General features: G+C 66.6%; 14 protein-coding genes. 7 read left to right on the top strand and 7 right to left on the bottom strand.

Annotation, left to right across the window (positions count from 1 at the left end):
• Positions 1 to 32 precede the first annotated feature (32 nt).
• On the bottom strand, positions 33 to 1,952 hold the full coding sequence (locus ACNTAO_RS11510) for an ATP-binding protein (protein WP_435162168.1): 1,920 nt from the start codon (positions 1,950 to 1,952) through the stop codon (positions 33 to 35).
• Between the two features lie 108 nt (positions 1,953 to 2,060).
• On the opposite strand from ACNTAO_RS11510, the gene ACNTAO_RS11505 reads away from it, so the two are divergent.
• Complete coding sequence (locus ACNTAO_RS11505; protein ID WP_435162167.1) at positions 2,061 to 2,396, top strand: DUF7113 family protein; 336 nt, start codon at positions 2,061 to 2,063, stop codon at positions 2,394 to 2,396.
• Positions 2,397 to 2,449: 53 nt separating this feature from the next.
• On the opposite strand, the gene ACNTAO_RS11500 is transcribed toward ACNTAO_RS11505, so the two are convergent.
• The 6 genes from ACNTAO_RS11500 to ACNTAO_RS11475 form a co-directional block, all read right to left on the bottom strand.
• Entirely contained in the window at positions 2,450 to 2,656 is a 207-nt protein-coding gene (locus tag ACNTAO_RS11500) for a hypothetical protein (RefSeq protein WP_435162165.1), read from the bottom strand.
• 62 nt (positions 2,657 to 2,718) lie between these two features.
• Positions 2,719 to 3,642 carry a TIGR03571 family LLM class oxidoreductase gene (locus ACNTAO_RS11495; RefSeq protein ID WP_435162164.1) on the bottom strand — a complete coding sequence of 308 codons (924 nt, stop codon included), beginning with the start codon at positions 3,640 to 3,642 and terminating at the stop codon, positions 2,719 to 2,721.
• Between the two features lie 39 nt (positions 3,643 to 3,681).
• A complete protein-coding gene (locus ACNTAO_RS11490) occupies positions 3,682 to 5,166 on the bottom strand; it encodes a sodium:solute symporter family transporter (protein WP_435162162.1) in 1,485 nt (494 codons plus the stop codon).
• Positions 5,167 to 5,451: 285 nt separating this feature from the next.
• On the bottom strand, positions 5,452 to 5,928 hold the full coding sequence (locus ACNTAO_RS11485; RefSeq protein WP_435162160.1) for a 50S ribosomal protein L11: 477 nt from the start codon (positions 5,926 to 5,928) through the stop codon (positions 5,452 to 5,454).
• Between the two features lie 108 nt (positions 5,929 to 6,036).
• The gene (locus ACNTAO_RS11480; protein ID WP_435162158.1) at positions 6,037 to 6,855 is read right to left on the bottom strand and encodes a TetR/AcrR family transcriptional regulator; all 819 of its coding nucleotides are present in this window, start codon (positions 6,853 to 6,855) and stop codon (positions 6,037 to 6,039) included.
• Between the two features lie 150 nt (positions 6,856 to 7,005).
• Positions 7,006 to 7,200 carry a cold-shock protein gene (locus tag ACNTAO_RS11475; protein WP_435162156.1) on the bottom strand — a complete coding sequence of 65 codons (195 nt, stop codon included), beginning with the start codon at positions 7,198 to 7,200 and terminating at the stop codon, positions 7,006 to 7,008.
• 210 nt (positions 7,201 to 7,410) lie between these two features.
• On the opposite strand from ACNTAO_RS11475, the gene sdhC reads away from it, so the two are divergent.
• From sdhC to ACNTAO_RS11445, 6 genes are all read left to right on the top strand, one after another.
• The gene (sdhC, locus tag ACNTAO_RS11470; RefSeq protein ID WP_435162155.1) at positions 7,411 to 7,836 is read left to right on the top strand and encodes a succinate dehydrogenase, cytochrome b556 subunit; all 426 of its coding nucleotides are present in this window, start codon (positions 7,411 to 7,413) and stop codon (positions 7,834 to 7,836) included.
• Between the two features lies 1 nt (position 7,837).
• Positions 7,838 to 8,209, top strand: coding sequence for a succinate dehydrogenase/fumarate reductase transmembrane subunit (locus tag ACNTAO_RS11465; protein WP_435162154.1), 372 nt, complete (start codon positions 7,838 to 7,840; stop codon positions 8,207 to 8,209).
• A 135-nt stretch (positions 8,210 to 8,344) separates the two neighbouring features.
• Positions 8,345 to 9,229, top strand: coding sequence for a succinate dehydrogenase/fumarate reductase iron-sulfur subunit (locus ACNTAO_RS11460; protein ID WP_435162153.1), 885 nt, complete (start codon positions 8,345 to 8,347; stop codon positions 9,227 to 9,229).
• Positions 9,230 to 9,280: 51 nt separating this feature from the next.
• Positions 9,281 to 11,110, top strand: coding sequence for an FAD-binding protein (locus ACNTAO_RS11455; RefSeq protein ID WP_435162151.1), 1,830 nt, complete (start codon positions 9,281 to 9,283; stop codon positions 11,108 to 11,110).
• A gap of 196 nt (positions 11,111 to 11,306) precedes the next feature.
• Positions 11,307 to 11,534 carry a helix-turn-helix domain-containing protein gene (locus ACNTAO_RS11450; protein WP_435162150.1) on the top strand — a complete coding sequence of 76 codons (228 nt, stop codon included), beginning with the start codon at positions 11,307 to 11,309 and terminating at the stop codon, positions 11,532 to 11,534.
• A 59-nt stretch (positions 11,535 to 11,593) separates the two neighbouring features.
• Positions 11,594 to 12,226 carry a uracil-DNA glycosylase gene (locus tag ACNTAO_RS11445; protein ID WP_435162149.1) on the top strand — a complete coding sequence of 211 codons (633 nt, stop codon included), beginning with the start codon at positions 11,594 to 11,596 and terminating at the stop codon, positions 12,224 to 12,226.
• Positions 12,227 to 12,747: the final 521 nt, after the last annotated feature.

Raw genomic sequence — 12,747 nt, 5'->3', positions numbered from 1 at the left:
ACAAAAAGCCGGGGGGCGGTTCTCGCCGGGGCTCACTCGCCGTGCCGGGTGACGCACGTCGAGAGACCGATGAGTTCGACCGGCTCTGAGTTGTCGGGCGAGTACACCACCATCTGGCCCTTCTGCATGTACGGCACCTTTCCGGCGAGCGCCGTCGGGATGTTCACGCTCTGGATCGCCTCTTCGTCGCCGAGGTTCAACACGACCGTCGTGTTCACCTGTTTGAACACGGGGTCGGCGATGTCCTGTGGGTCCTGGGTGATCAAAAAGAGCCCGAGCCGCTCTTTTCGCCCCTGTTTCGCCGCCTCGGTGAACGTCGAGACGACCTGCCGCGCCTGCACGGTGTCGGCGTCCGCGAGGAAGTTGTGTGCCTCGTCCATCCCGATCAAAAGCGGCGTCTGCTTGATCCGATCGCTTCGCGGGTCGTTCGACAGCTTGTCGCCGACGAGCATCGACGACACCGCGAGCACGACGATCTCCTTCTGTCTGGAGGTAGGGAGGTGGTACGTCGGGATCACGCTCAGGCCGCCCGGTCGGACGAGCGTGTGGTCGAGGTCGGTGATGGGGACGGCGTCGCCGTCGAAGACTCCGCCTGGAACCGCACGAACCCGCCGTTTGACCGCGTCGTACGTCGCCTCGTGCACCCGGCCGCTCTCGTGAAGCTCCTCTTGGAGGGTGGGGTCGTCGAGGAAGGTGAGGAACTCGCGGTAGGTCCCGTCGTCGCCGTAGTCGCGGAAGAATCGCCGGAGGAGCGTCGAGAGTCCGGCGTACTGGTTGTCGTTGAGTCCGGACCCCGCGACGAGCCACGGCATGTCGTACTCGTCGACCATCGAGAACGGGATCGTGAACGACATCCGTTCGGCACGATGGCCCTCGCCTGGGTACGTCGCGTTCGGAACGCTCGGGACGAGCGCGACCGTGTCGTCGTGTCCGCCGTGGGCGATCCCCTCACGGTCGAGTCGTCTCGCCGTCGCCGCGTCCATCGACGGGTTGTCGTCGTGCATCTGTGCGTACTCGTCTTGCGGGTCGAACTGGACGACGGCCATGCGCGCGTCACGGCCGTCGTCCATCGGATACGTCCGGTCGGTGTCGAGATACTGTCGAAGGACGTTCTTTGCGGCGTGTGTCTTCCCAGAGCCCGTCCCTCCGGCGACGAGGGTGTGTCTGAACGCGAGTGGATCGCCCTCGGTGTAGTCGTCGCGGATCCGGTAGTCGACCGTCGGGGGCGACGCCGCGGTACGGACGCGCTCGCCGCCGACCGCGAGGTGCCCGAGGAAGACGCCCGACTCGGGGATCGTCAGCCCGGTCTTGATCTCCGCGTCGTCTGCGGCCGCTTCGACCACCGAGCCGGGTTTTGGAACCCGGTCTGTCATCCGGCGACGCAACTCGGGTCCGTCCTCGTACACCATCGCCACCGGGTCGAGCTCGGCGACGAACTTGTAGTCGCGCTCTGTGAACTCCTCTCGGCGCATCTCCCGGCGCGCGTGGATCTCGGTGGCGTCGTCCGCACGGAACTCCTGTGCGTACTCGAGCGCCGAGATCTGCGCGAAGAGTCGCTCCCCGTCGGGGTACGGCACCAGCAGGTAGGTCCCGAGCCGAACCGCATCGCGGTTGTCCGTCGTAATGAACGCCCGGAGCGTGGTGTCGTCTTCGGCATTGGAGACCCGAAGTCCCTGTGAGACCGCGACCACGCCGAGCCCGCGGTCGTCGCCGGTCGGCTCGACGTCGTACGCGGTGAAGCCATCTGCGGACGGGGGGTCGTCCGTCGTCGCCGAGTCGGTCGTCGTCGGTTCGACGTCAGCAGTCGCGTCCCCGTCGCCGGTCTCGACGGCGGCCGTGGGCTCGGCCGCGTCTGCGTCGGCGTCGGCCGTGTCTGCGTCGGCGTCCACTGCGGTGTCGGCGGCTCCGCCCCCGTCGCGGTCGGTGAACTCGGTGAAGTCCTCGAGGGTCATGTCTCACACCGCGCCCTCCATCCGCAAAGCGGTTTCCCCCAGCGGTCCACGCGCGCCCCTCGGTCGCCACACAGACGGGCTTTTGCCGTCGAAGCCCCTCTCGGTGGTATGTTACTCGTTCGCGGCAGTGGCGGCGGGACGGACCTCACCGGAACGGTGTTCGAGCGCGGCGAGGAGCCGCCGACGTACGAGGGAGTACCGGACGAGACGGCTCCCTACGTCTGGGTGTGTGACGCCTTCTACGAGGTCGAAAGCGGGGGAGCACCGCTGCAGGTCGACGGCAGGGAGATCCGGGTCGCGTTCGAAGAGCCGATGCCACGGGGCTTCGACACCCGTGAGGCGGCACTCAATGCGGCCCGTGAACACGTTCGAACGCAGTTCGCTCGGATCGGCGTCGGCGCCGATCGGGTCGAGATCGAGGTGACGGCACCCGACCCCGCCTGAGCAGCCGCCGCAAGCGTGGTGCCGTCCGTCGTCGGCCGGTCGTGTCCGGTCTGTCAGTCGTCGGCCGGTCGCTCCGGGCCGGTCGCACCGCAGACGCCGAGCGGGAGCCCATCGGCGTCTCGTGGTGCAGGTCCGCCTCCGCGGGCGGCGTCGTCGATCAGTCCACAGAGCAGCGTCTCGACGCTCACCCCGCGGGCGGCCGCCATCGCGGCGAGCCGCTCGTACTGTGCGTCCGGTATCGGCACAGGAGTCTCGTCCATGCGTGCGACTCTGTGACGAACCCACAAAAACGTTTGCGGGGTGAGACGCCGACGCGTGTGGCTCACAACGCGTCGAGGACGCCGTTGGCGAACGCCGTCATCGTGTCGGCCGGGTCGGTCCCCTGAAGTCCCACGATCACGTGGTCGACGCCGGCCGTCTGGAGGTCACAGAAGTAGTCGCGGACCCACTCGACGCCAGCGTGGTAGCCGAGGTGGATCGGCTCCGGCTCGGCGCTCGGGTCGTCCGCCAGGTCCACGCGGACCGCGATGGCGAACGGCTTGTCGCCTGCGAGCTCGCGCCACGTCTCAAGGTACGTCTCGAGCGTCGACTCCGGCAGGTGGTAGAACAGCCAGCCGTCCCCGTGCTCGGCTATCCACTCCGTCGACTGACGGGCGTTTCCGGTCGGGAACAGCGGGAGGGTCTCGCTCGTCGGCTTCGGGAGCACGTCGAGGTCGCCGTCGAGCGCCCCCCAGTCACCCTCGACGGTCGGAAACGACTCCCGCCAGATGGTGCGCATCGCCGCGACACGCTCGCGGAACGCGCGGCCACGCTCGTCGGGATCGACGCCGAACGCCGGATACTCGGGGTCGCGGTCGCCCGAGGCGATCCCTACCACGAGCCGACCGTCGGAGAGGCGGTCGACGCTGGCGGCAGTCTTCGCGAGGTGAACCGGGTGGCGCAGCGGGAGGATCACACTCGACGTACCGAGTGCGATAGACTCCGTGTGAGCGGCCGCGTGTGAGAGCAGCGGCCACGCGTCGAACGCCCCACCGGCGTCGCCGAACCGCGGCCAGTACGTCGGCACGTCGCGGGCCCAGAGCCCGTCGAAGCCGACGGCCTCCGCGTGACGAGCCAGACGCATCTCCTCGTCGACGGCCGGTGTCGACTCGCGCGTCCCCGTCAACGGGAAGCCGATACCCACGGTCAGTCCGTCGTCGGTGAAGAGGCGGCGGTAGCCTCGGTTGGCGTGGGGAATGTCGTCCACGTCCCCGATCCGTGCGCCGAACGGATGGGTCCTGTGGAGTCACTCGAGCCGGTTCACCGCCCGCGAGAGCCGGTCGAAGTCGTATCGTTCGGACGGGAGCGTCGCGAATACGAGCGTGAGCGTTACCGAGACGCCAGCCGCTCCGGCGAACGCGGAGAGGTACAACGCGTCGGCGGCCGGCAGCACCGGCCCGACCATCGGCAGCGACCGGAGCCACGTGTCGATACCGAGCGGGAACGGAAAGAAGGCGGTTCCGACCGCGAGGGAGACGACGCTGCTCGCGAGCGCGCCGGTGCCGGTGAGCCGTGGCGAAAAGAGTCCGTACACGAGCGGGAACGCGACGGCGACGCCGAGGAGGTCGGCGAACAGAAACAGCGCGAGGACGCTTTGGGCGTCCTGACTGATGTAGACCGCGACGACCATGACGGCGACCGTCACCACCCGTGCGCCGAGGGTGAGCGTCTCGTCGCTCGGATCGTCGAGCAGCCGGGGTACGTCGACCGTGACGAGACTCGAGAGCGCGGTGCACAACGAGTCGGCAGAGCTCGTCACGAGAAGCAGGGCGAGCAGCCCGACGCCGACGACCGCTGGGGTCGGGAACGACGTGGAGACGAGCGCGAAGACGGCAACGGCGGGATTCTCGACCGACGCCGTGCCGGCCGCTGCGACCCCTAACAGCGCAGCGAAGAACACGATGGCGCCGTTCAGGAGGGTCGCGTTGCGGAAGCTTCGCTCGACGGTCCCGCCGTCTGCACCGGCGTACACGCGCTGCCACCAGGTCTGATTCACCAGTTCGGCACCGAAGATCGCGAGCGAGAGCGCGACGCCGAACGCGAGCCCGTCTGCGGCGGTCGGATCGAGGAGGGCCGGAGACGCCGTTTCGACCCCGGCGTACACTGCGGCTGGACCGCCCAAGACGGCAACGGTGGCCACGCCCACGGCGATCAACAACGGCAGCACGAGTGCCGCCTGAATGGTGTCGGTGACGATGCTCGCGCGGAGTCCGCCGTAGCCGGCGTACCCGAGCACGGCCCCACCGACGAGCGTCGCCGTCTGCCACTGCGGCACGTCGGCGATGAACGAGAATGCGAGCGCGATGCCGGTGAGCTCGGCGCTGAGAAAGACGAGCATGTACAGCGCGCTCACACAGAGGACGTAGGCGTACATCGTGCGACCGTACCTCGCGTACGCGTACTCGGTCAACGAGTGCCCCTCTGGCATCACCGTTCGAACGCGCGGACCGACCTTCGAGAACGCGAGCATCGGGAGCGCCTCACCCACCGCGTAGCCGACCGCAGCGGTGACGCCGAACACCGCCCCGGCTTCGGGTGCCGACAGGAGTATCCACACGCCCATCACGGAAGCGACGAGCGTCGCAGTCAGCCGGGGTTCGGTCGTCGAGTCACGGGCGGCGATGAGTGATTCGGCCGAATCTACGCGCCCGCGAGACGACCAGATACCCACGCCAGCGAACACGGCCAAGGTCCCGACGATCAGCGCGAGCGCCGACGCGGTCGTCACCATCGGCTCGTCCCTCCACGAACGACGGAGTGCGACACCGACACGAGCGTTCGGCGGCGCTCGCACGACAGCGTCGGGCTCGATGCGGTCGACGATCCGTCTATACCGTCCATGTGTGGCGATCGTCGCACGGCGTAATATACTTTGGTGGTACCACCAGTAAATCACCGAACGGAACCACGCCAGGTGCCGGGTGGCCACTCACGACTGGCTCGACGCCAACGGAAAACGCCGTCGGTCGTTACACGAAATCGATGAGAAAGCCCACGACGTCACTCGTGGGAGACGTCACACCTCGAGGACGTCGTCGTACTCGCCGGCGTCGACGCGGTCGTCGAAGGTCCGTGCGTCCTCACCCTCGATGGTGACGCCGAGAGACGCACACGTGCCGCCGACCTCTTTGGCGGCGTTTTTCGTGTCGTACGACAGGAGGTCGGTCGACTTCTGCTCGGCGACCGTCTTCACCTGCTCGATGGACATGTCTGCGACGAAGTCGGACTGGGGCTCGCCGGAGCCCGTCTCGAAGCCGGCCTCGTCTTTGATCAGCTCTGCGGTCGGGGGCACACCGACGTCGATGGTGAAGGCGCCGTCGTCGTCGTACTCGACGGTGACGGGGACCTCCATTCCGTCGAAGGCGGCAGTCTCCTCGTTGATCCGACTCACGACGTCTTGGACGTCCACCGGCGTCGGGCCAAGCTCCGGCCCGAGCGGCGGGCCAGGGTTGGCCTGGCCGCCGGGGACGAGTGCCTCGATGGTTCCAGCCATGTGCCATAGAACCCGGCGGCGACTTTTAACCGTTGTTCTTTGGCCGGACGGGCGCGAGCGGTTCGCACGCGCCGGTCTCCGGCTCTGCGTCCGGCTATCGATGACGGCTCACTCGGTCTCCCGACCCTCGTCGGTCTCGCCGGTCGGCTCCGGTCCGTTCGGGTCGTCGCCCACGGTGGCCAGGTTCTCTCCGGTTCGCACCGTTAGGTCGGCGAGCGTTTCATCGAGGGGCGGAAGCGTCGCCTCGTCCGTGAGGATCGGCTCGACGAGCCGCCGAAGAACCGCCTCGGCGACCGTCCGCGTGTACGGCGACGCGAGCGCCCGCGGGTCGCTGGTATCGGCGGGGTCCGCGGTCTCACTTCCGGTATCGTCACTGACCTCGGCGCTGCCTTCGGCATCGGCGAGCCCGGAGCCGAGCGTGATCTGTCTGGTTCGGGCTCCGTCGACCGCGGCGGTGAGGAGCGCCGCGGTCTCGTCGACGGCGACGTCGTCGAACACGCCGGCCTCGATACCCGACTCGAGGATGGCGGCTGCGGTGCGACGGATGAGCCGGTCGCTCCGGTGGAGCCGTTCTCGAATTCGGTCGTCGAACGGGCCCCGCGAGCGCAGCTCTAACAACGCGATGTGGTACGACTCACGCTCCGTCTCGGCGGGCTCGAAGACGAACCACCCGATGAACGCGACGAGCCGGGCCTCGGGCGGCTCGTCGGCCGCCGCGTCGACGCGTCGCTCGAAGTCGTCGAGCACGCGGTCCAAGAACGCGACGAGCAGGTCGGCTTTCGTATCGTAGTGGTAGTGGAGCAGCGACTTGCTCTTCGAACACTCGTCGGCGATGTCTTGCATCGTCAACCCTGCGTAGCCGTGTGTACACAGCGCGCTGTAGACGGCCTGCATGATCTCGTCTGCGGCACCCGGCTCCCCACTCATCGACTGACCAGTCAGTCAGCGTTCGGCATAGACGTGTCGGTGTACGGCACCGTTCGCCGCTTTGGGCCTCGCCACGGATCGAGGAAACGAGTGCGTCACTCACGGCGGCGAGTACTCGAAAAAGCCGATACACCTCCGCTCGGATGCCGTCTACAGTCGGGTGACGTTCGACGCGCGCGGACCCTTGTCCGCCTCTTCGATGTCGAACTCGACCTCCTGGCCCTCCTCGAGGTCCGGGCCGCCGACGTCTTCCATGTGGAAGAACACGTCCTCGTCCGCGTCGTCAGTGTCGATGAAACCGTAGCCGCCAGTGTCGTTGAAGAAATCAACTTCGCCTTTCGCCATTGCAGTCGTACAACCGAGCGGACCAGGTATAAGACTTCCGTGACCGACTCACGGGCGAGATCCGGGCCACGACGCCCGGATCGAGGCGATACGTGGAGTTCGGCCGTTAGGCAGGTGACGTCGTGCGGTCCGGTTCCCTCTTCGACCGAACCGCAGTGTCCTCAAAGATCATCAGTAACTACTATACGACCCTAGCACCGACGCCTCAGTATGAGTCAGTCGTACGATCGAGGCCTCATCGAGGACTTCGGCCGCTGGCGGGAGTTCGAGGCCGGGATGTGGGCGTGGATCTTTCACAAGTTCACCGGGTGGGTGCTGATAGGCTACCTGTTCACCCACATCGCGGTGTTGAGCACGGCGATTCCGGCGTCGGGCGCCGAGACAGCGGTCTTACAGGCGGGTAACGACGTGTACACCCAGACCATCGTCTCGCTCGAGGGGCTCCTGTTGGTCCGCGTGCTCGAGGTGGGTCTCCTCGCCGTCGCGGTGTTTCACATGCTCAACGGCACCCGGCTGTTGTTGGTCGACCTCGGGATCGGATTGGACTCACAGGACAAGAGCTTCTACGCGTCGCTGATCCTGACGGGCGCCATCACCGTCGCGTCGGTGCCGACGTTCATCGCGGGGGCGTTCTGAGATGGCGACGCGGTACTCCTCGTTCCAGCAGGGCGGCACGATGTGGCTCCTCCAGCGGGTCACGGCCGCGTTCTTGCTCGTCGTGTTGTCGTTCCACTTCTTCTTGCTCCACTTCGTCCACCACGCAGACGAGGTGTCGTTCCTCATGAGCTCCGGTCGCATGGAGACGATGAGCTACTACTCGCTCATGGTGCTGTTTCTGCTCACCGCGACGTTCCACGGCGTGAACGGGGTCTACAACGCGCTGGTGAACCAGGGCCTCTCGGGGACGAAACGCACCGCGGTCAAGTGGACGCTGATCGCTGCGAGCGTCGTCCTGATCGTCCAGGGCATCCGCACCGCCAACGCGTGGGCGGGGATTCCGCTCTACTGAGGTGTCGGCGAGAGCGGTGCCACCACACTACCGACCACGGCGGGGTCGTCGCCTGGGGTGCGGCGGTCACACCACCCACAGAACTACCACGATGGAACCCGAACCCAACGACACTCACTCACACACGCGCACACTATGAGCACACAGATACCGAAACAGACCGAGAAGACCGAAGAGACGGAGCACGAGGGGCCCTCACAGGGCGACGTTCGCCGGAGCGAGAAGCGCCGGCGAGCCGCGGAGCGACGCGAGCAGCGCCAGGCCGAAGAGGCCGAGCGCGCAAAGACCGACGACGACACCGTCGAGTTTCGGGTGTTCCGGTACGACCCGGAGGTCGAGGGGAAACAGGAGCCGCGGTTCGACACGTTCTACGTCCCGTTCACGAAAGGGATGACCGTGCTCGACGCGCTCATCTACGCGCGCGACACGTACGACTCCTCGCTCACCTTCCGCCACTCCTGTAGGCAGGCGGTGTGTGGCTCGGACGCGATGTTCGTCAACGGCGGCCAGAAGCTCGCGTGTAAGACGCAGGTGAGCGACCTCGAGGCCCCGGTCCGCATCGAGCCGTTGCCACACGCCGACGTCACGAAGGACCTCGTCGTAGACATGGAGCACTTCTACGACCAGATGGAGGCGGTCGAGCCGTACTTCGACACGGACGAGTATCCCGACGGCGAGCTCGAAGAGCAGCGGCAGACCCGGGCGAACCGCGAGAAAATCAAGATGTCGACGCGCTGTATCTGGTGTGGGGCGTGTATGTCCTCGTGTAACGTCGCCGCTGGCGACAACGAGTACCTCGGCCCCGCGGCGATCAACAAGGCGTACCGATTTGCGATGGACGAGCGCGAGGGCGCAGACCGCAAGCAGGAACGCCTCGAGATCATCGAGCAGGAACACGGCGTCTGGCGGTGTCAGACGCAGTTCTCCTGTACCGAGGTGTGCCCGAAGGACATCCCGCTCACCGAGCACATCCAAGAGCTCAAGCGCGAGGCGGTGAAGAACAACCTGAAATTCTGGTGAGCGAGAGACAGTATCAAGACACTGGAACACTAACGAACTATCATCGACACCATGCACGAACACGACGTCGTCGTCGTCGGCGCGGGCGGGGCCGGACTCCGCGCGGCGATCGCGGCACAAGAGGAGGGCGCGGACGTGGCGATCGTCTCGAAACTGCACCCGGTTCGGTCACACACCGGCGCCGCCGAAGGCGGGATCAACGCGGCGCTTCGCGACGCCGACTCCTGGGAAGACCACGCGTACGACACCATGAAGGGGTCGGACTACCTCGGCGACGCCCCGGCCGTCGAGGCGCTGTGTAAAGAGAGCCCAGAAGAGGTCATCCAGCTCGAACACTGGGGGATGCCGTTCTCACGCGAGGACGACGGCCGTGTCTCACAGCGCCCGTTCGGCGGACTCTCGTTCCCGCGGACCACGTACGCCGGCGCAGAGACCGGTCACCAGATGCTCCACACGATGTACGAGCAGGTGGTCAAACGCGGCATCACCGTGTACGACGAGTGGCACGTGATGGACCTCGTCGTCACCGACGAGCCGAACCCCGCAGACCGCACCTGTCACGGCGTCGTGGCGTACGACATCCAACGCGGTGAGGTCAGTGGCTTCGAGGCGCGCCAGGGCGTCATCCTCGCCACCGGCGGGATGGGTCAGGTGTTCGATCACACCACGAACGCGGTGGCAAACACCGGTGACGGGGTGGCGATGGCCTACCGGGCCGGCGTCCCGATGGAGGACATGGAGTTCATCCAGTTCCACCCCACGACGCTCCCCTCGACCGGCGTGCTCATCTCCGAGGGCGTCCGCGGTGAAGGCGGGATCCTGTACAACAGCGAGGGTGAGCGATTCATGTTCGAGCACGGCTACGCCAACAACGACGGCGAGCTCGCCTCTCGTGACGTGGTCTCACGCGCCGAGCTGACCGAGGTGAACGAGGGTCGTGGTATCGAAGACGAGTACGTCCACCTCGACATGCGTCACCTCGGTGAAGAGCGCATCCTCGACCGCCTCGAGAACATTCTCCACCTCGCGGAGGACTTCGAGGGCGCAGACGGGCTCACGGAGCCGATGCCGGTCAAGCCCGGCCAGCACTACGCGATGGGTGGCATCGAGACCAACGAGCACGGCGAGACCGCAATCGAAGGGCTGTACGCGGCCGGCGAGTGTGCGTGTGCGTCGGTCCACGGCTCGAACCGGCTCGGTGGGAACGCCCTGCCGGAGCTTATCGTCTTCGGCAAGCGCGCGGGCCACCACGCGGCCGGCAGAGACCTCGGCGAGGCAGCGATCCCAACGGGCAAGACGGGCGAGTGGGAGCCAGCCGACTACGAGTTCGACGTGTCCGTCGGCGAGGTCGGCAGCCGCGGTCCGGCGGCAGCAGACGGTGGGGCGGTGGCGACGGACGCGAAGCCACTGCTCGAGTCGGCGGTCGAGCGGGCCCGCGACCGCGTCGAGACGCTGCTCTCGCGGCGGGGTCGCAACCACGCCGAGATCCGCTCGCAGGTTCAAGAGACGATGACCGCACACGTGAACGTCTTCCGCGAGCGCGAGGGGCTCCAGACGGCGCTCGAAGACCTCCGCGAGGCGCGACAGGCCTACCAGGACGTCGCCGTCTCGGACCCGTCACGGACGTTCAACACCGACCTCATCCACACGATGGAGACCCGGAACATCCTCGACATCGCCGAGGCGCTGACGATGGGGGCGCTTGCGCGCGAGGAGTTCCGCGGCGCTCACTGGCGGAAAGAGCGCCAGGAACGCGACGACGAGAACTGGCTGAAACACACGCTCGTCTCGTGGAACAACGGCGAGCCGGAGCTGTGGTACAAACCCGCCATCCTGGAGGGCGAGTCCCGCACCTACGAGCCGAAGGTTCGTTCGTACTGACCGACGCACCGATCCATCACGATTGTGTATCCGTCGTCGGTCGAAACGACCCGCGGTACACCGCGGTGACGTCCGCGACGGACGGGCCGTGGAACGGCCGTATCGGCCGCGTGCATCGCTCGACCACGTGTTCTCGCCATTTCGACGATCGTTGAAATAGGGATTTATTATCGTCGAACCCTTCGTCGAAGACACGATGTTACACACAGAGGCCGCACCCACGGCGGCACCGACACTGCCGCCGGAGCTGCAGTCTCCACGCGCGAAGCTGGTGTATCTGTATCTGACGACGAACGAACAGGCGACGGTCGGAGAGATGGGCGACTCGCTCGGGATGAAGAAGCTGTCGCTGTACGGCGTCCTCAAGACGCTTCGCAAACAGGGAATGGTCGACCGCGACGGCGAGGCGTACACGCTGTGCTAGCGGGCCACCGGTCGCGCACCGAGCGAATCGTTTAGGCGGCTACCGGACGTACGGCATCCGTGGACGCACATCAAGAGGAATTCGCGAACCCGTTCGGGATGGACGCTGCCTGTGAGAACTGTCCCGGCCTGTGTACGGAACGCGAGCAGGTCGTACACGGCTACGGCGACGTCGGTGCCGAGTTCCTCGTCGTCGGCGAGCGCCCGACCGCGACTGCCGACCGGCACGGCGTGCCGTTCGTCGGACCCGACGGCGAGCGGGTGCAGTCGGTGTTCGCCGAGCTCGGCTTCGTCAGGTCCCCCCCGGATACGACCGAACCGGACGTACAGAACGTCTTTTTCACCAACCTCACCCGCTGTCGACATCCCGAGCGGGAGCCGACCGACGAGGAGGTCGCGACCTGTGAGCCGTTTCTCAACGCCGAGATACGCATGATCAATCCGCAGATACTCGTTCCCGTCGGAGAGCGCGTGCTCCGTGCGTTGGCCGTCGAGTACACCACTCGGCGGCCGGACTCGTTCGACATCGACGCCGAGCACGCGACGACGATTCGCGGGCGGGGATTCGAACTCGTCCCGATGTGTGATCCAGCGTCGATGCGTGACGAGGACGCGGCCGCCTTCACCGAGCACATGCGCGAGAACGTGTTGAGTCGGGACTACCGGCAGACGAAGGGCCGTCAGAGTCGGTGACCGCTCGCGGATCGACCTGCTCTTGAATGTGGATCGTGGCGACCACCCGGCACGCACGTCCCGGCGGAGCCGTCGATTCCGGACTGGCTGTCTCGTAGGGGAGATACGTGTGACCGAGATGACCGTGTGACGGCTAGACGGCAGTTGCATACGTCCTCCCCGGCCGACTCGATACGTCGTCGGTGGCCGCGTGATCGAGACGACTCTGACTGCCGGGCACATCTTCCAGCCACGTCCTCCCCAGCCGATTCGATACGTCGTCGGTGGCTGCGTTACCGAGACGGCCGCGTAATCGAGACGACTGCCTGACTACCGGGCACATCTTCCAGCCACGTCCTCCCCAGCCGATTCACTCGGTGGCCACGAGTCGTCGCCTACGGCTCCTCTTCGTGCCACCTCGTTCATCCCTCGCGCGCCTCGCGAGCACGCTCCGCGGCTCGCGAGGCGCGCGCCACCGCGAGGATGCCCATCACAAACCGAAGGCGGGCGCTTCGTGAGCCAGCTGCCGTGGCGCGCGCCTC

It is taken from the genome of Halorubrum zhoui (assembly GCF_051194155.1).
Taxonomy (GTDB): domain Archaea; phylum Halobacteriota; class Halobacteria; order Halobacteriales; family Haloferacaceae; genus Halorubrum.
The sequence above is the reverse complement of the archived record's forward strand: the minus strand, read 5'-3'. Positions and strand labels throughout refer to the sequence as shown.